18 protein-coding genes are annotated in these 19,816 nt (G+C 55.0%); 14 read left to right on the top strand and 4 right to left on the bottom strand.

The window, feature by feature from the left end; genetic code table 11:
* Window position 1 precedes the first annotated feature (1 nt).
* The 3 genes from dnaT to JWF83_RS03335 form a co-directional block, all read right to left on the bottom strand.
* Window positions 2–547 carry a primosomal protein DnaT gene (dnaT, locus tag JWF83_RS03345; RefSeq protein WP_413648667.1) on the bottom strand — a complete coding sequence of 182 codons (546 nt, stop codon included), beginning with the start codon at window positions 545–547 and terminating at the stop codon, window positions 2–4.
* 133 nt (window positions 548–680) lie between these two features.
* Window positions 681–1,328: a hypothetical protein gene (locus tag JWF83_RS03340; RefSeq protein WP_413648666.1), complete on the bottom strand. Its 648-nt coding sequence runs from the start codon at window positions 1,326–1,328 to the stop codon at window positions 681–683.
* A gap of 115 nt (window positions 1,329–1,443) precedes the next feature.
* Window positions 1,444–3,441 (bottom strand): autotransporter outer membrane beta-barrel domain-containing protein, encoded by a 1,998-nt coding sequence (locus JWF83_RS03335; protein WP_413648664.1) that lies wholly within the window; start codon window positions 3,439–3,441, stop codon window positions 1,444–1,446.
* 157 nt (window positions 3,442–3,598) lie between these two features.
* Here JWF83_RS03335 and JWF83_RS03330 point away from each other — a divergent pair, with 157 nt between their 5' ends.
* The 11 genes from JWF83_RS03330 to JWF83_RS03280 all read left to right on the top strand — a co-directional run bounded on the left by JWF83_RS03330 (window position 3,599) and on the right by JWF83_RS03280 (window position 14,664).
* Entirely contained in the window at window positions 3,599–4,162 is a 564-nt protein-coding gene (locus JWF83_RS03330; protein WP_413648663.1) for a DNA-3-methyladenine glycosylase I, read from the top strand.
* A gap of 114 nt (window positions 4,163–4,276) precedes the next feature.
* Entirely contained in the window at window positions 4,277–4,936 is a 660-nt protein-coding gene (locus JWF83_RS03325) for an OmpA family lipoprotein (protein WP_413648662.1), read from the top strand.
* A 106-nt stretch (window positions 4,937–5,042) separates the two neighbouring features.
* Window positions 5,043–6,065, top strand: a complete 1,023-nt coding sequence (locus JWF83_RS03320; protein ID WP_413648661.1) for a LacI family DNA-binding transcriptional regulator — start codon at window positions 5,043–5,045, stop codon at window positions 6,063–6,065.
* Window positions 6,066–6,253: 188 nt separating this feature from the next.
* On the top strand, window positions 6,254–7,003 hold the full coding sequence (locus JWF83_RS03315; RefSeq protein ID WP_413648659.1) for a sugar phosphate isomerase/epimerase family protein: 750 nt from the start codon (window positions 6,254–6,256) through the stop codon (window positions 7,001–7,003).
* A 4-nt stretch (window positions 7,004–7,007) separates the two neighbouring features.
* Complete coding sequence (locus JWF83_RS03310) at window positions 7,008–7,964, top strand: sugar kinase (RefSeq protein ID WP_413648657.1); 957 nt, start codon at window positions 7,008–7,010, stop codon at window positions 7,962–7,964.
* Between the two features lie 91 nt (window positions 7,965–8,055).
* The gene (locus JWF83_RS03305; RefSeq protein ID WP_413648656.1) at window positions 8,056–9,339 is read left to right on the top strand and encodes an MFS transporter; all 1,284 of its coding nucleotides are present in this window, start codon (window positions 8,056–8,058) and stop codon (window positions 9,337–9,339) included.
* Window positions 9,340–9,412: 73 nt separating this feature from the next.
* Window positions 9,413–10,387 (top strand): glyoxylate/hydroxypyruvate reductase GhrB, encoded by a 975-nt coding sequence (gene ghrB, locus JWF83_RS03300; RefSeq protein WP_413648654.1) that lies wholly within the window; start codon window positions 9,413–9,415, stop codon window positions 10,385–10,387.
* Window positions 10,388–10,460: 73 nt separating this feature from the next.
* A complete protein-coding gene (locus tag JWF83_RS03295) occupies window positions 10,461–11,147 on the top strand; it encodes a helix-turn-helix transcriptional regulator (protein WP_413648652.1) in 687 nt (228 codons plus the stop codon).
* 100 nt (window positions 11,148–11,247) lie between these two features.
* A complete protein-coding gene (locus JWF83_RS03290; protein ID WP_413648650.1) occupies window positions 11,248–11,628 on the top strand; it encodes a VOC family protein in 381 nt (126 codons plus the stop codon).
* Between the two features lie 124 nt (window positions 11,629–11,752).
* Window positions 11,753–13,006: a valine--pyruvate transaminase gene (locus JWF83_RS03285; protein WP_413648648.1), complete on the top strand. Its 1,254-nt coding sequence runs from the start codon at window positions 11,753–11,755 to the stop codon at window positions 13,004–13,006.
* Between the two features lie 275 nt (window positions 13,007–13,281).
* A complete protein-coding gene (locus JWF83_RS03280; RefSeq protein WP_413648646.1) occupies window positions 13,282–14,664 on the top strand; it encodes an amino acid permease in 1,383 nt (460 codons plus the stop codon).
* A gap of 37 nt (window positions 14,665–14,701) precedes the next feature.
* Here the strand turns inward: JWF83_RS03280 and JWF83_RS03275 are convergent, their stop codons facing one another.
* On the bottom strand, window positions 14,702–16,153 hold the full coding sequence (locus tag JWF83_RS03275) for a PLP-dependent aminotransferase family protein (protein WP_413648645.1): 1,452 nt from the start codon (window positions 16,151–16,153) through the stop codon (window positions 14,702–14,704).
* Window positions 16,154–16,353: 200 nt separating this feature from the next.
* Between JWF83_RS03275 and JWF83_RS03270 the strand changes: the two genes are divergently transcribed.
* From JWF83_RS03270 to JWF83_RS03260, 3 genes are read left to right on the top strand one after another with little or no spacing between them, the layout of a single operon-like run.
* Window positions 16,354–17,823 carry a hypothetical protein gene (locus JWF83_RS03270; RefSeq protein ID WP_413648644.1) on the top strand — a complete coding sequence of 490 codons (1,470 nt, stop codon included), beginning with the start codon at window positions 16,354–16,356 and terminating at the stop codon, window positions 17,821–17,823.
* Window positions 17,824–17,840: 17 nt separating this feature from the next.
* On the top strand, window positions 17,841–19,118 hold the full coding sequence (locus JWF83_RS03265) for an ATP-grasp domain-containing protein (RefSeq protein ID WP_413648642.1): 1,278 nt from the start codon (window positions 17,841–17,843) through the stop codon (window positions 19,116–19,118).
* The gene (locus tag JWF83_RS03260) at window positions 19,106–19,813 is read left to right on the top strand and encodes a class II glutamine amidotransferase (protein WP_413648641.1); all 708 of its coding nucleotides are present in this window, start codon (window positions 19,106–19,108) and stop codon (window positions 19,811–19,813) included. Before JWF83_RS03265 ends, JWF83_RS03260 begins: the two co-directional genes overlap by 13 nt.
* Window positions 19,814–19,816: the final 3 nt, after the last annotated feature.

Here is a 19,816-nt window from a genome sequence, read left to right as displayed (position 1 = left end):
GCTAACCTCGAAAACCATCAGGAATGGATTGGTCAGGCTCAGGAAGATGGGTAAGATCCCGTTTCTGCTGACCACCGTTGGCCGCCCGGCTTAACTGGATACTGCGCGCCAGTTTCTGCTGCCACTGTACATGGTGGAACACGCGCCCTTCGGCCTGCCAGTAGGTCACAAAGGAGGCCAGTTCCGCTGGCGTGACCGCCGCGCTTAGCGCCACCCCCCATACCGCCGCCAGCCGGACAAAATCGGCATCCGGCTGCCAGCCCTGATACATGGCGAATTTGCCGCCGGGCACCGGGATCGCCTCAGGATGCGTCAGATCGTCATCAAACAGACTCTCCTCAAGCGCCACATCGGAACGCGCCTGATGCGATGCCGCTTCAATCGCCAGCAGCTGAGCCAGTCGATCCGGTGTCAGCGCGTACAGCACCGGCACGTTATTATCGAACACGGCGACAGCGCCCTGCTCAGCTGAAGCCAGTGCGGCAAGCGGCTGTTGGCGAAATGCATCCAGGCCAATGATGGTTGAGGTTAAGATTTTGACAGACATGGCTCAGTCTCTGGTTGATGTTGATTCTCAGCAACAGGAAGGGAGAAAGGTCTCCGCCCCGATGCGATTCTAACAATTTTAGAGAGAGAGATCGCATAAATCCGCCGCAGAAGGGCGCAATTGCAACAATAAATCAGTTTTGCTGCTGTAGCACTAATAGCGGTTGTTGTTGCCTGATGCTTTTCAGCGCCCGGAGATAGCGTACGCTGGCAAACAGGCAGAAACTGTAACCCAGCAGTTCACAGCTCTCTTCCGCCATATTCTTCACCGCACGCTGATAGCCCTCCTGTAGCAGATGCTGCCACAACGCTTCCACGCCGAACAGGCGGGAAAACACCAGAATGATCAGTAATCCGGCCGCCATCATATTCCACGCTGGATGCAGCAGCAGATGCGCCAGCCCGGAAACACTGCTCTGCCAGTGCAATACCGCGTAAGTCAGGCAAACAGTCGCCAGCGCCAGCGCAAACCACAACCAGGCGCCGTGGTGAATGTCATCGAACAGAAAGTCCATTTCACGAATCAACATGCAGGCAAAAAAGCCGCCGACCAGCTGCAGACTGGAACGAGATTCAGCGTGGCGCGCAGCCGCGATAAAAAATAGGCCGGCGATTAACCCGAGGATGACTTCCTGTGCGCCTTCGGTAAAAGAGGTTTCGTGCAGGGCGTTATTCATCCAGTTCACATCGATATAAACCAGCCCCATCATCAATCCGAGGAAAATGGCCGCGGCGATAAAAGCCAAAAGTTTGTTGCGGAGTACGACAAGATCGGACTGCATAAAATTCCCACTATCATAATTAGCAAGGTAATTATATTTATCCGCCATTTTTTAACTTCACGTTTGATGCCATCAGTAGCAGCGAAGCGGCATGGCAACTGGCCTGAGCGGAAAATCAGAAGCGGGCGCTGACGCCAAGACTGTACATAAATTGCTCGCCAGAACTGAGACCGCCGGTCTGTGATAGCGCGGCAAAAGCCGCCAGATTACTCCCCAGTGGAACATGCGCGCCGACGCTGACATCCACCCAGTTGCTGTCCTGCTGTGCGCTTTCGCGGGTAAAAGAGGTTTGCGTTGATTTCAGGCCGCCACCGGCACGCCAGACGTCATCGCCAAATTGATGGTTATAGCTCACTTCAGCCCATGGGCTGACCCAGCCAAGTTGCGAATCAAGACGCCAGCCCACCGCGCCAATTTGCGAATGGTAGGTCTGATCGTTAAAACGCATCGAGGTGCTGCTATCGTTCTGTTCACTGTAGCCCGACACCCTGCTGTAATCGACCGCGTACTGTAGCGCCGGACCGGTAGTCAGCCAGCTGGCGACCGGGAAATCCCAGCCAGCCGCCAGACGCGCGCCCAGCTGTCTACCGTCAGTGCTGCCATTTTCCGTACGGGTTGCCGGACCTAAGGTCATACGGCGTTCGATATCATCGTAGTCTGCCGCAGCAAAGTGCAGATCGGCATTCACCCAGCCTCCACCCTGAAACGCCAGCTCGCTATAGGCCGCCACCAGCCAGCCGCGCATCTTGTAGTCATACTCCGCCGTGGGACGCTGATTATCGTCCGATGCGGACGCCAGCACGCCTGCCAGCCAGTTATCCGTCAGCTTATAATCCACGCCAAGCGTCAGATTATGGGTGGTGGCATCGCCATCTCCACCGCCGCTATTAACAGCATAGTGATCATGCTGGCCGGCATAGCCGCCATAGACACTGAGCGTTCCGCGCGGATTGTCACTGTGGCGTTGCTGCTGCAGCCGGCTGTCGAGGGTATTGCGCATATCCCGCGCCAGCGCCAGCGTGGCCTGATTCAGCGCCATCACCTGGGTCGGCGCGTCCAGTACCGACTGAATATAGTCACCGATTAACAGGTGAACATTCGGGCTGGGATGCAGCGGATCGGCAAACAGAAAGGTCTGCGCGCTGGAGAAACCCGCGGTCGAGACGCTACAGACCGCAGCCGAAACCCCTGGCGGACAGGCCATGCCGGCGGTGTTGCTCAGGCCATAGCGCACCGGATCGGCCAGTACCTCATTAAACAGCGAATTGACGTCAACCCGCACGATATTGCCGTTAAAAGTCGCTAAATAACGCTCTTCCTGCTGGTTATAACTTTCGGTCAGCGCCCCCGCCTGGCTGCTTAACTGTTGCCAGCTGGCGAACAGCCGATCGGCCAGCGCCTGCCGCAGCGCTGGCACCGTCGTGACGACACCGGCTGCAGCCCAGAACGCTTGCTGGATCGCCTGTTGCCGCGCCGTCGCATCTAAGGTGGTCTGGCTGTTCAGCGACTGAAAAGCGGCGGCCGTTGCCGCATCCGCCACCGGTAATAATCCCACGTCGATCACCGCCTCCAGCAGCGCTGGCGTCGCCCCGATATTCGGTACCGTTGGCACAATCACCGTATCCGCGCCGGCCGCCAGCAGCGACTGTACCTGACTGGCGGCGGCAAACGCACTGGCGCTGACAATTTCCGTCGCCGCTTCCGGATTCAGGGCAGCCGCGGCCAGGTCGTTCCCCCCGACCCAGTGAATATACAGACCCTCGCTATCCGCGCGTCCGCCGCTGGCCGACAGATAGCTTTGCACCTGTTGCCGGGTATTATTATCGGCATCCAGCGCAGGCAGCGCCACCGCATCGCCAGCGGCGTAGTTGGTACCGCCTTCAGCGGACGGGCTCAGCGTCTGATTAATTTTTGCCGCCAGGATATCATCGTACAGCGGGTGCGAACTGCCATCCCAGGTATAACGGCCGTGATTGCCGCTATCACTCAGGCTGTCACCAAATACATACAGCTGATCCCAGGCATCTGCCTGCGGCGCATGGCATAGCCAGCAAGCCGCCAGTAGCGCCCCAAACGCTAAACGGCGACCTGTACTCTCGGTTTTTTGCAGCATTTTTCGACTCCAAAAATAGAGCCAAATCGGCAAGGTATTTGTATTATTTATGGGTTACGGTTGTACATTATCCCACTGGTTAACTATTGACCGATTAAGTGACACGTCAAGGATAAATCCAACAAATTTTGCGCCTCTATTGATAAGGGATTCACAAATGCAAAGATGCGGCTGGGTAACACAGGATCCTCTCTACCTTACCTATCACGATGATGAATGGGGCATTCCGCAAACCGAGGGGAAAAAACTGTTTGAAATGATCTGTCTGGAGGGGCAACAGGCAGGTCTGTCGTGGATTACGGTATTGAAAAAACGCGAAAACTATCGCCGCGCCTTTCACGGTTTCGATCCGCACGCGGTGGCGCTGATGGGAGAGGAACAGCTTGATGTGCTGATGCAGGACAGCGGATTGATACGCCACCGCGGTAAGCTGGCGGCGATTATCGCCAATGCCCGCGCCTATCTGGCGATGGAAGCCCGTGGCGAGGATTTCTCACGGTTTATCTGGAGTTTTGTCGATCATCAGCCACAGATTAATCATCTGCACAGTCTCGCCGGCGCGCAGAGTAAAACCGCCGCTTCCGATGCGCTGTCAAAAGCGCTAAAAAAGCACGGCTTTAAATTTGTCGGCTCCACCACCTGCTACGCCTTTATGCAGGCCTGCGGCCTGGTCAATGATCACGTTATCGACTGCTTTTGCCACCCTGATAACCTTTCGTAGTTCAGATTTACAATTTAAGACTTAACCTTAAGTATTTTCCTCACATTTAAGCGGCATAATTGTGCCGCTTATGGATGCATGTGCGTCTACCGAGATAAGTCTGAGGGAAAACCCATGAAAAAAAGCTTTATCACCATCGCCTTGTTACTGAGCGGCACTATTGCCCTTTCCGGTTGTACCACCAATCCTTATACCGGCGAGTCCCAGGCGGGCAAAGCCGGTATCGGTGCCGGACTGGGCGCCGCCCTCGGCGCTGGCGTCGGCATGCTCTCTTCCTCGAAGAAAGATCGCGGCAAAGGCGCGCTGATTGGCGCCGCCGCCGGAGCCGCACTGGGTGGTGGCGCGGGTTACTATATGGACGTGCAGGAAGCCAAACTGCGCGACAAGATGAAAGGCACCGGCGTCAGCGTGACGCGCAGCGGTGACAATATCATTCTGAATATGCCCAATAATGTCACATTTGACTCCAGCAGCAGCACGCTGAAACCGGCAGGCGCCAATACCCTGACCGGCGTAGCGATGGTGCTGAAAGAGTATCCGAAAACGGCGGTCAATATTGTCGGTTATACCGACAGTACCGGTACCCGGGCGCTGAATATGACGCTATCACAACAGCGCGCAGACAGCGTCGGCAGTGCGCTGATTACCCAGGGTGTGGCGGCGAACCGTATCCGCACCAGCGGCATGGGACCAGATAATCCCATTGCCAGCAACAGTAGCGCCGAAGGTAAAGCACAGAACCGTCGCGTAGAAATCACCCTGAGCCCGCTTTAAGCCCTCAGCTGACAGGGGCGGCGCACTGCCCCTGTCAAATCCGCGCTTAACGCCGGCTAAAAAGCTGTGCTAGTCTCTGGCTCAATCTGAACGCCAAAGGACAGCTATGAAGCGCAAGGCCGCACGAGCAACCATCAGCGATGTCGCCAGGGCAGCAAACACCGGAAAAACCAGTGTTTCACGTTATCTTAACGGCGAACAACATGCGCTTTCCCCGGATCTCAAACAGCGCATCGAAGATGCCATTGCCGCTCTCGACTATCGTCCCAGCCAGATGGCGCGCGGGCTGAAACGTGGCCGTACCCGTCTGATTGGCCTGATCATTGCCGATATTACCAACCCCTATTCGGTGGATGTACTTTCCGGTATTGAAGCCGCCTGCCGTGCGCAGGGTTTTACGCTGCTGGTTTGTAACACCAACAACGAAGTGGATCAGGAGCGCCATTACCTGCAGTTGCTGAGCAGCTATCAGGTTGAAGGCATCGTGGTCAATGCGGTGGGTATGCGGGAAGAAGCACTGAATATGCTACAGCAGTCGCTGCTGCCAATGGTGCTGATTGACCGCAAAATCCCCGATTTCGCCTGTGATGTGGTCGGTCTGAATAACGCCGAAGCGGCTACTGCCGCCACCGAGCATTTACTGGAAAACGGTTATCAGGCGATTTTGTTTCTCAGTGAACCACTGGGGCTGGTCAATACCCGCCTCGAACGCCTGCAGGCGTTTAAAGCCTGCGCCCGGCGGCATCAGCTGACAGATGCCGAACAGGCGGAAGCCAGCCTGGACCAGGAGGTTAAACTCGACGGCCTGCTGCTCGATTTTTACCGCCGCCATCAACACCATCCCTGTGCGGTGATGGTGGCCAATGGTGCGCTGACGCTGCAGGTGGCGCGCTCGCTACGTCGTCTCGGACTGCGCTGGGGGGCGGATATCGGCCTGCTGGGCTTTGATGAACTGGAGTGGGCGGAGCTGGCGGGTGTCGGCATCACCACCTTAAAACAACCGACCTGGCAGATCGGCTATGCCGCCCTGGAGCAGGTGATCCGTCGCATCAACGGTAGCGAAGAACCGCTGGCCGAGCAGATGTTTTCTGGCGAACTGGTCATCCGCGGCTCCACTTCTCCGCAATAATCGGTTTCCCCGGGCGGCATTTTGCCGCCCTGCGGCGCAGTCCTTTCCCCTTCCTGTCCAGCGCAAAACCGACAAAAAAATGCTCACATCGTGAGCGCGATCATAAATTCACACTCTGTCGCTTTTCTTTGGAACCGGTTCCATTTAACGTTTTTGTAACGACGAAGTACCGGGAGCCGGAGGAAAGGATGAAACGAGAAATAATGGTAGTGACCGCCGCTTATGGTCAGCAACAGGTTAAAGCGGCAGGTGGCCAACAGGGTTTACTGCCGGTGATTGCGCAGGCGGGCGCCGATGGCGTTGAAATTCGCCGCGAACTGCTCAGCGCCGATGAACTGCTGAACTTAACTGACCTCGGCAAGGCGATTGCGCAGCACCAGCTCATCGCCTTTTATTCGGTACCGGAAGCGCTGTTTATGGCCGATGGTTCCCTCAATCCGCAGCTCGATCAGCGGGTTGCCGAAGCCCGCCAGCTGAACGCGCAGTTACTGAAATTTTCGCTGGGTAATTATTGCCGTGGTTTTGACTGCCAGGCGCTACAACAGCGGCTGGCTGCCTTACCACTGCATGTGGTGGTGGAAAACGATCAGACCGAATGCGGCAAACGCCAGGCGCTGCAGGATTTCTTCGCCGACTGCGCTGCGGCGCGGATGCCGAATAGCATGACCTTTGATATGGCCAACTGGCTGTGGGTCGGTGATGACCCGCGCGCAGCGGCAGATAATCTTGGCCGCTTCGTCAGCTATATCCATATCAAAGCCGCCGCGCCGCACCACGATAGCTTCCGCGCCATTGCCCTTGATGAGGCTGACGGCACCTGGCGCGATCTGCTGAAACTGCTGCCGGCGAATGCGCCGCGCGGTATCGAATTTCCGTTAGCAGGGGACGACCTGGTCGCCGTCACCCGCCACTACGTTAACCTGTTGCGCGAGGAGTGATCGGATGACAACCCATCTACAGAACACCACACTGGATGCCGTCACTATCGGTGAGGCCATGGCGATGTTTGTCGCCCGGGAAACCGGCGATCTGGCCGCGGCAGAGAGTTTTATTAAGCGCATTGCCGGCGCCGAACTGAATGTCGCCATCGGGCTGGCGCGCCTCGGCCTGAAAGTGGGCTGGGTCAGCCGCGTCGGTGATGATTCCTTTGGTCGTTTTACCTGTCAGCAACTGGAAAAAGAGCAGGTCGATCATCGTCAGGTGACGGTAGACCCGCGTTATCCCACCGGTTTTCAACTGAAATCAAAAGTGGAAGATGGCTCCGACCCGCTGGTGGAGTACTTCCGTAAAGGTTCTGCCGCCAGCCATCTGTCAGTGGAGGATTTTAACCCTGACTACTTTGGCGCCGCCCGTCATCTGCATCTGAGCGGGGTAGCCGCAGCGCTTTCCGACAGTTCGCTGGAACTGTGCAAGTTTGCCGCCAAAGAGATGAGATCGCGCGGAAAAACCATCTCCTTCGATCCAAACCTGCGCCCGGTGCTGTGGTCCGGCGAACGAGAGATGGTGAAACAACTGAATCTGCTGGCGGAATATGCCGACTGGGTGTTGCCGGGTGAAAAAGAGGGCAGGATCCTCACCGGTTACAGCCAGCCGGAAGCGATGGCCGACTTCTGGCTCGATAAGGGCGTGAAGGCGGTAATTATCAAAACCGGTAGTGACGGCGCCTGGTATAAAACCGCGCAAGGAGAGAAAGGCCAGATCGCCGCCGTCAGAGTGGAGAACGTGGTGGATACCGTTGGCGCAGGCGATGGCTTTGCGGTCGGCGTAATCAGCGCGTTACTGGAAGGCAAAACCCTGCCGCAGGCAATTAAACGCGGCAATAAAATCGGTTCACTGGCGATTCAGGTGATCGGCGACAGCGAAGGGCTGCCGACGCGCGCTGAGCTCGGCGACGCTTAGCGCCGCCCAGAATTGTCGTGCCCTGCAGATAATTAAACCGCATCGATCTCCCTGAGACCAGAATGCGACCACCTCAACAGAGGAGAAGATGATGAAAAAGCATACGATCGCGCCGAAACGCTGGTGGTATATCATGCCCATCGTGTTTATCACCTACAGTCTGGCGTATCTGGACCGGGCAAACTTCAGTTTTGCCTCGGCGGCAGGAATTAATACCGATTTAGGTATTACCAAAGGCATGTCATCGCTGCTGGGCGCCCTGTTTTTCCTTGGTTATTTCTTTTTCCAGATCCCCGGCGCGATTTACGCCGAACGCCGCAGCGTGAAAAAGCTGATTTTCTGCTGTCTGATTCTGTGGGGCGGCTGCGCGTCACTGACCGGCGTGGTGAGTAATATTCCGATGCTGGCCGCCATCCGTTTTGTGCTCGGCGTGGTGGAAGCGGCAGTGATGCCGGCGATGCTGATTTATATCAGTAACTGGTTTACCAAATCGGAACGTTCGCGCGCTAATACCTTCCTGATCCTCGGGAATCCGGTGACGGTACTGTGGATGTCGGTGGTGTCCGGTTATCTGATCGAATCCTTCGGCTGGCGTGAAATGTTTATCTTCGAAGGTATTCCGGCGGTAGTCTGGGCCATCGCCTGGTGGTTTATGGTGCAGGATAAACCTGCCGAGGCCAGGTGGCTGAGCGCTGAAGAGAAAGCCGCGCTGCAGGCCGAGCTGAAGAGAGAACAGGAGAGCATTAAAGCGGTGCCGAATTACCGCGCCGCCTTTAAATCACGCAATGTGATCCTGCTGTGCATGCAGTATTTCGCCTGGAGTATCGGCGTTTATGGCTTCGTGCTGTGGTTGCCATCAATACTGCGTAACGGCACGCAAATGGGTATGGTAGAAGCAGGCTGGCTCTCAGCGGTGCCCTATCTGGCCGCGACCATTGCGATGATAATCGTCTCCTGGGCGTCCGATAAGTTACAAAACCGCAAATTGTTTGTCTGGCCGTTACTGCTAATCGGCGCGCTGGCATTTTTAGGTTCATACCTGGTCGGCCCGGGGCATTTCTGGATCTCCTATGCCCTGCTGGTGATTGCCGGCGCGGCCATGTATGCCCCTTACGGTCCGTTCTTCGCTATTATCCCTGAGATGTTGCCGCGCAATGTATCCGGGGGCGCGATGGCGTTGATTAATAGTATGGGGGCGTTAGGTTCCTTTACCGGTTCCTGGTTCGTTGGCTATCTTAATGGAGCCACCGGCAACCCGTCAGCGTCCTATATTTTTATGGGTGCGGCGCTGCTGATCGCCGTCTGGTTAACGCTTATTGTTAAACCCGCCGGTAATAAACTGCCGGAAGTGGGCCACGGCGCTAAACACGCCTGACCGCAGCCCCGTCGTTTACACTATCCCGGGCGGTGATCTTACCGCCCAACATGCTTTTCACAGGGAGACACGCATGAAACCTTCAGTGGTGCTGTATAAGTCCTTACCCGACGATTTACGCCAGCGTCTTGATCAACACTTTACCGTGACCGAAATCAGCGGCCTGACCGCGGAAAATATCGCGAAATACGCTGAGGTGTTGCAGTCAGCAGAAGGGATTCTCGGTTCCGGCGGTAAAGTGGACGGCGAGTTTCTGGCGAAAGCGCCAAAACTGCGCGCAGCGTCCACCGTCTCCGTGGGTTATGACAACTTCGACGTCGAGGCGCTGAATCAGCGCGGGGTACTGCTGATGCATACCCCGACCGTACTGACCGAAACCGTTGCCGACACCATGATGGCACTGGTGCTGACTACCGCCCGTCGCGTGGTAGAAGTGGCTGAACGGGTAAAAGCCGGAGAGTGGCAAAGCAGCATCGGCCCGGACTGGTTTGGCATCGATGTGCATCATAAAAAGCTGGGGATCCTCGGTATGGGTCGCATCGGCCTGGCGCTGGCACAGCGCGCCCACTTCGGTTTTAGCATGCCTATTCTGTATAACGCGCGGAAACATCATCAGGAAGCAGAACAACGCTTTGATGCGCAATATTGCGATCTCGATACCCTGCTGCAGGAGTCCGATTTTCTCTGCATCAGCCTGCCGCTGACGGAGCAGACCCACCACCTGATTGGCCGCGAGCAACTGGCGAAAATGAAACCGGGCGCGATTCTGATCAATGCCGGACGGGGCCCGGTGGTGGATGAACAAGCACTGATCGCGGCGCTTCAGGACGGCACTATCTATGCTGCAGGACTGGATGTGTTTGAGCAGGAACCCCTGCCGGTTGACTCCCTGCTGCTAAAATTACCCAACGTGGTGGCTCTGCCGCATATCGGCTCCGCAACCCATGAAACACGCTATGGTATGGCGCAGGACGCGGTGGATAACCTGATTGCCGCCCTGACCGGCAAAGTTGAGAAGAACTGCGTTAACCCACAGTTGCTGCAGTAAATTCATCCGGGGAGCCATTAACGCTCCCCGGCGTCGGTTCTGTGCCCTGCCAATATTGCCAGAGAAAACGCCCATGTCTCGTGCGCAACGTCTGTTAAATTTGATCCAGATTTTACGCGGCCACCGCTTTCCGGTTACCGGGGCGCAACTGGCTGCGCAGCTCAATATTAGTCTGCGTACGCTCTACCGTGATATTGGCACCCTGCAGGAACAGGGCGCCAGTATTGAAGGCGAAGCCGGGCTGGGCTATGTATTACGTCCTGGTTTTATGCTTCCGCCCCTGATGTTTTCCGGGGAGGAGATTGAGGCCCTGGCGCTGGGATCGCGCTGGGTGGCAGCGCGTGGCGATCAACGACTTAGTGCTGCCGCGAAAAGTGCCCTGACAAAAATCGCCGTCGTGTTGCCGGATGATCTTCGCCGGTCACTGGACGCATCCACGTTACTGGTCGGCCCGCCCGGCAGTCACGGCGGAGAGGAAACGCTGCCGCAAATCCGCCAGGCAATCCGCGCCGGACGAAAACTGGATATTCATTACCTCGACCTTAACGGTACTGATACACAACGCATTATCTGGCCCTTCGCGCTGGGATATTTTGACCATGTTCGCGTACTGGTGGCATGGTGTGAACTGCGGCAGGGATTTCGCCATTTTCGTACCGATCGCATCTCCGCACTGGCGATGCTGGAGCAGCGCTACCCGCGTCGGCGCCAGCTATTGTTAAAAGAGTGGCGCGAAAGCGAAGGGATCGCCGCGCAGTAGCGCTCTGCTACTGACAGAAACTGGCAGTAGGGCGACTTAGCATTGAAAACGCCGGGCACTCCTGCTCCGGCCTGTTTATCAACCAATGCGGAGTATTCCTGTGACAGAGCCAAACTTAATCATTTTGTACGTCGACAGCCCGGCGATCAGTGCTCAGTTCTATAGCGCCTTGCTGGGGAAACCCCCGGTGGAATCTTCCCCTGTCTTTGCCATGTTTGTGCTGACAACCGGCGTAAAACTGGGGTTGTGGGCAAGGCATACCGTTGAGCCTGCCGTCGCGCCAGATAATCACTTCGGTGGCGGCGGAGAGCTGGTCTTTTCGGTGAGTCATAACGATATTGTCGATGCGCTATATGCCGACTGGCGCCAGCGCCAGTTGCCGGTTGTGCAGACACCTTCGGTAATGGATTTCGGCTACACCTTTGTTGCCCTCGATCCGGATGGCCATCGTCTGCGTGTTTTCGCCCCCTCAACAACCTGATCGCTAACGAAATCACTACCGCACCGGGGCAAAGTTAACATCCCGCCACATGATAGCCATTGCACGCCATTTAGCAGGGCGTTATGGTGATTGCCCCTGTGCGCTAACAAATGATTTACACGTTATGACCTTTTCTGCTTTTGGTGACAAATTTACACGCCATTCAGGTATTACCCGCCTGATGGAAGATATGGGTGAAGGCTTACGCACGCCCGGTGCGGTGATGCTGGGCGGCGGTAATCCGGCGCAAATTCCGGCAATGAATGACTATTTTCAGCAGCTGCTGCAGCAGATGCATGAGGAAGGCAAACTAACCGAAGCGCTGTGCAATTACGATGGCCCACGCGGCAAAGCCGTGCTGCTGGAAGCGCTGGCGGAAATGTTGTGCGAGCAGCCTGGCTGGCAAATTACACCGCAAAATATCGCCTTAACCAACGGCAGTCAGAGTGCATTTTTCTATCTGTTTAACCTGTATGCCGGCCGCCGTGCCGACGGCAGCAAAAAGCGCGTGCTGTTTCCGCTGGCGCCAGAATATCTCGGCTATGCCGATGCCGGCCTTGATGAACAGATGTTTGTCTCGGCAAAACCCAATATTGAGTTGCTGCCAGAGGGGCAATTTAAATATCACGTCGATTTCGGCCATTTACAGATCACCGACGATACCGGTTTAATCTGTGTCTCACGCCCGACCAACCCCACCGGTAATGTGATTACCGACGAAGAGTTGATGAAACTCGATGTGCTGGCGCAGCAGCATGATATTCCGTTACTGATTGATAATGCTTACGGCGTCCCCTTCCCCGGTATTATCTTTAGCGATGTGCGGCCGCTGTGGAATCCCAATATTATCCTGTGTATGAGTCTGTCCAAACTCGGCCTGCCCGGCGCGCGTTGCGGCATTATTATTGCGGATGAGAAAGTGATCGCGGCGATCAGCAATATGAACGGCATTATCAGCCTCGCCCCCGGCAGCATCGGACCGGCTATCGCCACGGAAATGATTAAACGTGGCGACCTTTTGCGTCTGTCGGAACAGGTGATTAAACCGTTCTATCAGCAACGCGTTAAACAGACTATCGCCGTTATTCGTCGCTACTTGCCCGAAGATCGCTGCCTGATTCATAAACCGGAAGGGGCGATTTTCCTCTGGCTGTGGTTCCAGGATCTGCCGATTAGCACTGAATTGCTCTATCAGCGTCTGAAGCAGCGCGGTGTATTAATGGTGCCAGGCCACTTTTTCTTCCCCGGACTGGAACAGGAATGGCCGCACACTCACCAGTGTATGCGCATGAACTATGTGCCGGACAGCGAGACCATCGAGAAAGGCATCCGCATTCTGGCGGAAGAGATTGAACGCGCCCACGCCGAAGCGCAGTAACCCCCTCGCCGATCACAGCGGGAGGGAAACCCGCTGCTGCACCATAACGGGTCATTTTGCTAATACATTTCGCTCACTTAGCGCACCATTGTGGTGAATAAAGCACAAAACCGCCAAAAAGATGCATTTTATGCACAATCCGTGAGCGCACTCCCTTCTGATAAATTTCAAAATATTTCAATAAGTTAATCAGACGCACCGCCACTCCACTCTGACACTGGCCCGATAATTGCTTTTCCTCAGTCGACCTGTATTTATACTTTTTTGGAACATTCATGGATACGCACCAGTCAGAACAACAGTTAAAAAGAGGGTTAAAAAACCGTCACATACAGCTGATCGCCTTAGGGGGCGCCATTGGTACCGGTCTGTTTCTCGGTATCGCCCAGACGATAAAAATGGCCGGACCCGCGGTGCTGCTGGGTTACGCGATTGCCGGCATTATCGCCTTCCTGATTATGCGCCAGCTTGGTGAAATGGTGGTGGCAGAACCGGTTGCCGGATCCTTTAGCCATTTTGCTAACAAATACTGGGGGGGATTTGCCGGGTTTATGTCGGGCTGGAATTACTGGGTACTGTATGTGCTGGTAAGCATGGCGGAACTGACGGCCGTGGGCATCTATGTCCAGTACTGGTGGCCTGAAATACCGACCTGGCTGTCCGCGGCGGTATTTTTTGTCGCCATTAACGCTATCAACCTCACCAACGTTAAAGTCTACGGCGAGGTGGAGTTTTGGTTTTCGATTATTAAAGTCGCCGCCATTGTCGGCATGATTGCCTTCGGCATCTGGCTGTTAGCCAGCGGCAATGGCGGCGCGGAAGCCAGCGTGGCGAATCTGTGGCAGTTCGGTGGCTTCTTCCCCAACGGCATCAGCGGGCTGGTGATGGCCATGGCGGTGATTATGTTCTCCTTCGGTGGGCTGGAGCTGGTGGGAATTACCGCCGCCGAGGCAGATAACCCGGAGAAAAGTATTCCGAAAGCCACCAATCAGGTGATTTATCGCATTCTGCTGTTCTACGTTGGCGCACTGGCGGTATTGCTGTCGCTGTACCCGTGGCAGAAGGTGGTGGAAGGTGGCAGCCCGTTCGTGCTGATCTTCCATGCGCTGAACAGTAATATGGTGGCGACCATACTGAATCTGGTGGTGCTGTCGGCGGCGCTCTCGGTTTATAACAGCTGTGTCTTTTGCAATAGCCGGATGTTATTTGGGCTGGCGCAACAGGGCAATGCGCCTGCGGCGTTGCTAAAAGTTAACCGTCGCGGTATTCCTCTGACTGCCCTCGGCATTTCAGCGCTGGCAACCGCGCTGTGTGTGGTGATCAATTACCTTATGCCAGGCAAAGCCTTTGAGCTGCTGATGTCGCTGGTGGTCTCTGCGCTGGTGATTAACTGGGCGATGATCAGTATCACGCATCTGAAATTCCGTCGCGCAATGCGCCTTGCGCGCAAATCAACCGGTTTCCCGAGCCCGTTCGCTCCGTTAACCAATCTGATTTGTCTGCTGTTTCTGGCCGGGGTGCTGGTCATTATGCTGCTGACGCCGGGTATGGCGATCTCGGTCTGGCTGATCCCGGTCTGGCTGCTGGTGCTGGCCGCAGGCTATCTGCTGAAGAAAAAGCGCCGCCGGACAATGGCGCCGGCAAATATTCTTAGCTAAACCGCCGGGGCCCGTTAATGCGGGCCTTAGTGCGGCATCAGGCACCGCCCGGCGCCAGCGATTGTCTGCACCACTGCGCCAGCTGTTTAATCGCCTGCTCCACTTCCTCATTCCAGCCAAAACCGGCATTCAGCCGGAAGCAGTGATCATAGCGATGATCGGTGGCGAAAATATGGCCGGGAGCAATACCGATACCGGCATTACGCGCCTTAATAAATAACGCCCGCACATTAAGCGCCTGCAGCGGCATCTCGACCCATAACACATAACCCCCTTCAGGGTCGGAAACCCGGGTGCCGGGCGGGAAATAGCGCACTACTGCGCGGCGCATCTGACCTATCTGATTCGCCAGCTCACGCCGCAGTTTGCGCAGATGGGCATCATAGCCACCATTGCGCAACAGCTCGGCTATCGCCGCCTGCGACAGTACCGAAGTCCCCATCGTCGAGGTATATTTTAGCGAGGCGATTTTACGCATATAGTTACTGCTGCACACCCAACCAATACGCATCCCCGGCGCCACAGTTTTTGAGAAACCGCTGCACAAAATGGCATTCGGCGTAAAGGCGCGCATCGGAAAGGGGCGACGCTCACCAAAGGCGGTGTCCCCAAAAATATCGTCCTCAATAATAATCACGTCATTTTCGTCAGCCTGACGCGCAATATAAGCTTTCTTCTCATTAGGAATAGACTTACCCAGCGGATTATTAATGTTCGCCAGCGTCACAAACGCCTTTACCGCTTTGCGCTGAAACAATGTGGTTAATTTCTCAACATGAATATAACCTTCAGGCCCGGCTTCAACTTCGATCACCCGCAAGTCTAAATTATGCAGCATTTGCAGCAGCACAAAATAACAGGGTGACTCTACCGCCACCACATCGCCGGGTTTAACGGTGGCGCGTAATGACAGCGATATCGCCTCAATACAACCATTAGTAATTAAAATATCATCAGGGTTAATATTGCAGCCATAATCGAAAGCGCGCCGCGCAATTTCAGCTTTCAGCGGTGAGTAGCCGGTTCCTTTGACGGTATTGCCCAACAAAAAAGGTTTGGTGTAACCCAACTGGCGCATCAGCAGACCAATCTTTTTGATCGGATACAACGAACTGGCGCCGTTAGCCAGATCGAGCCGGATACGGCAATCGGTACCGACCATCGCCAGATGCAGTTCAGTCTGCTCATCCAGCTGGGCAATTTGTCGTGACTGCTCAATCACCACCGGTTTATCGCGCTGCGGACGGATTAATGGCGCGACAAAGAATCCCGATTTGGGCCTGGCCACCGCGTAATGCTCATCCTCCAACGAACGCAGGGTTTTTAGCGCCGTCGTCAGGCTGACATTGTACTGGGTTGCCAGCGTGCGTACCGAGGGCAACCGTGTATCAGGCAGCAGTGTACCCTCGTGGATGGCCTGCTTAATCTGTTCGGCAATCTGGCGGTAGCGGCTTCCCTGACTCTCCTGATCTGTTCCAGCAATGGACATCTGTTCCACCCCACATCGATCTGATCTGTACATATTCATGAGATTACTTTGATAGTAGTTTAACTATCAAGCGCTTAATAATAATGAATTTTAATCACCGGTTCTTTTGCAACTTTGCGACTTTTTTTGGACGTGGACGCACTTATTGCTTATCCCGTATGGGGCAATCCTGTATTTATTATCCAAAGGAAAAAGGCAAAATGAATAACCTGTCAACCATGATGAAAGATATAGAACATTATCTTTCTGAAAAAATTATCGCTTCGGCCAGGCAGTGCGCAAAACGCTTAATCCGTTCATTACCCGATCAATCTGATATCAGCAATAACAAGGTATTACTTGCCTATGGCGGTGGCAAGGACAGCAGCTATATGGTGGCATGGGTACGCTATATTCAGGGGCTACTCTGGCAGGAAACAGGGGAAACCTTTCGGTTACGCATTAGTACTAATCGCCATGCCGGTATGAATGATCAAGTGATGGCAAATATTGACCGCGTCTATCAGGCATTAAATATTTATGATGACGATTCGGTCGAGTGTTTACTGATTGATGGCTTATTAATTCGGCGCTTTGCACGCCATTTACTCATGCCAGATTCGGTGCGCCGTCAGAATCGCTCTGATGTGCTGATGAATGGTCACCGCTTTCAGGCCGATGCGCGATCGACCTTCTGTAATGCCTGTAATCTCAGCATGGTGAACTCCTTTGGTCTGGCCGCTCACTATGACGGCGGGGTGGATATCATTATTACCGGCGACTCCCCCGAAGAGCAGACCGCTTATCTCGCCTGGGCGCGTCACCTTGCACGACTGTTTTCCGCCCCCGAAGTGGAAAAAGGACGCGGTTTTAGCGGCTTTCTGCAAACCCTTGATGGCGTGGCCGAACGTTATTTTAGTCATATCTATGGCGCCGATAATATTACCCCAGGCCATCGTATTACCCACCAGCTGACGCGCGACCCGCTGTTTTTCAATATCTATCAGGATACCGCCTATCAGGCGGGCGAACACTGGGCGCTGCTCAGCGAGTTTATGAATTTCCGCTTTGACGAGCTGATGTTCAGTTTTTCCGAATCCGACTGCGGTAATCCGACGCTGATGGCCCATATTCGCGGCCTGCGCGCAGAAACCTTACTGCAACGCAGCTATGGCGAAGGGATTCGCGAATATGTGCGCTTTGCACTCGGGCTGATGCAACAGAAGGACTTTCCGCCGCATCTGATCGCCGAAATGGCCGCCCGTTATCAGAATGATGATGCCATTGCCGTGCAGCGTGAACGTGCCACGCAGTTTGCCCTTGATGCCTTCGGTCTCTCCACTCAGCAGCTGATCTGTATGATCTGGTCGCCATTTACCGCTGGCGGCAAACACCTCGATCGTTATCTCAGCCAGCAGAATATCAGCATCTCCGCGGACGCCATTCACGCGCTGTTGCGCGGCGAAGAGACGCCGAACCTGCAGCTGTGCAGCCAGCTGGCGCAGCTGTCCGGACTGACGTTTGAGCAGCTGCGCCAGTGTTACCGTAACCCGCTGGTCACCTCATTGTTGGATCGTAAACCACAGGATCCTCTGTCGCGCATCCTGCGCTTTGATCCGCACAAAGCAATTATTCAGGTTAATAACGGTGTCCTGCAGGACACCATCAGTGAAGTGATCTCCGGACGCTAATGCGCTAAGGCTGAATGATGAAAAAAATATTTCTGCAAATTGGTGCCACACGAGACGGGCAAAACCCTTACTGCGACGTTGCTCAGCGCGAGGGGTATTTTACCGTGCTGGCTGAAATGGGGGATTTTATTGATTATCAGTCCATTTGCCTCGATCTGCCGTTCGATATGATCCTGCGAATCAACCGTCCGGAGAGCCCGTTTGAAGTGATGCAGGCATATATGAATGCCGGTTTACTTGAGCACCCACAGGTGGTGCTGGCGGGTTTTGAAGCTTACAACCAGAGCGCCGGGCGCGTCAGGGAGATACTCGGCGACCCGCTTGATCGCCGGAGTTTTATTCCGCTGGATAAATATGCTCAGCGCATGGCGCTTAACAAAGCGCACAGCCCCTTCCCTCAGCCTGAGTTCCGATTCTTTGCCTCGGCGCTCAGTATTCGTGATGCGCGCGACGCACTGCTCTATCCCTGCGTAATAAAACCGGTGGATGGCGGCGGCGGCCTCGGCGTCTGGCTGGTGAAATCGGCGCCCGAGCTGGATAAAGCCGTTGATAAACTGGTGACCACCATGAACTACGGCGGCCGGTGCTTTTCCGGTTTTATCGTCGAAAGCAGCTTACAGGGCGATGAGTTTTCACTACAGGGAGTGGTGTGCAACGGCGTCCCCCATGCGCTGACCTGCTGCCAGAAGCTGATTGAACAGGTAAAAAATCCGGACGGTATCACCAGCTTTTATGAATCGGGGCATGTGGCTATCGCCGCCCATCATCTGCCGCCGGCCTTTAGCGCGTTTATGAAACTGTGCTGCAACACTTTTGACTATCGCCAGGGGGCATTTCATATCGACTTTATTGTGGTCGATGGCATGCCGCACTTCCTTGAGATGGGTTTTCGCCTCTCCGGTATGGGTGTGGTTAACCTGGTGAAAGAGGTGACCGGTGTTAACTGGGCAGAAATTGCTTTTAATATTGAGCAGGGGAAATCCTTTTCTGGCCTGGGGCAAACCGGCGACAACAAGGCGGTGGGACAGCTGCGTCTGCGCCAGGCCAGCCAGCTGACGGCGGCTGAATTTTGGGTGCACCAGAATCAGCGCGGCTGCGTGCTGGCGCCGCTGAAATTACCGCAGATCAGCGTATCAAGAGACTCGACGTTATACGCCGACTTAACGCGCCATGCCGGTATTCTTGGCACCCTGCGCCTCTCCGCCGCCAGTCAGCACGAAATTATGTCGGTATTTCATGCCGTTTCAACCATTAGTCCACTGCCGCTGCGGGAGAGTTTACGATGTGCAGGATGATTATGGCGCAGGGGCACTTTTCCGTGGCTGCCGTGATGAATGCGGCGCGGGCGATGAGCTGCGGCGAAACCGCGCAACATGACGGCCCAATCAGGCAGCATCCCAATGGCTGGGGATGTTTATGGCTGGATAACGGTAAAGTGCGCACCCTGCGAGGCACCGGCACCTTTGCCGATGCGCTACCCAGTATTGATATCGACAGTATCCGTGGTCAATTTCTGGCGGTGCATGTACGTCATGCCACCCTGAGTAAAAATACCGGCGGGCAATTTTCACACCCGCTGCTGCACACCAGCGGCGGTACTCAGTGGTACATGATGCATAACGGTTTTCTGCCCACCATTTATCAGCACCTGGGGATGGAGTCTTCCCGTTTCGATTCATCCGAATATTTGCAGTATATCGTCGACCCGATCACTCCCGCCGGGATGAGTCGCCACTATTTGCAGCAGAAGATGGCGCAGATTGCGCCGGGTGGCAGTTCAGGAAATGCTTTTTTTATTACGCGGGAAAAAGCCTGGGCCTGGCAATGGTATCCCGATGATAGCCCTTTCCCTCACTACTTCACCCTGCACTGTTATGAAGATAACCACACCAAATACATTTCATCAGAAATCATCCCGGGCCTTGCTACTGCCGGCGGATGGCGTCGAATGAATAATCATGAGCTTCAAGAATTAACTTTTGCGGAGTAAATC

This window comes from Pantoea sp. B65, from assembly GCF_047308185.1.
Classification (GTDB): domain Bacteria; phylum Pseudomonadota; class Gammaproteobacteria; order Enterobacterales; family Enterobacteriaceae; genus Erwinia.
Note: the sequence above shows the minus strand (reverse complement) of the source record. Positions and strands in the feature narration are given on the sequence as shown.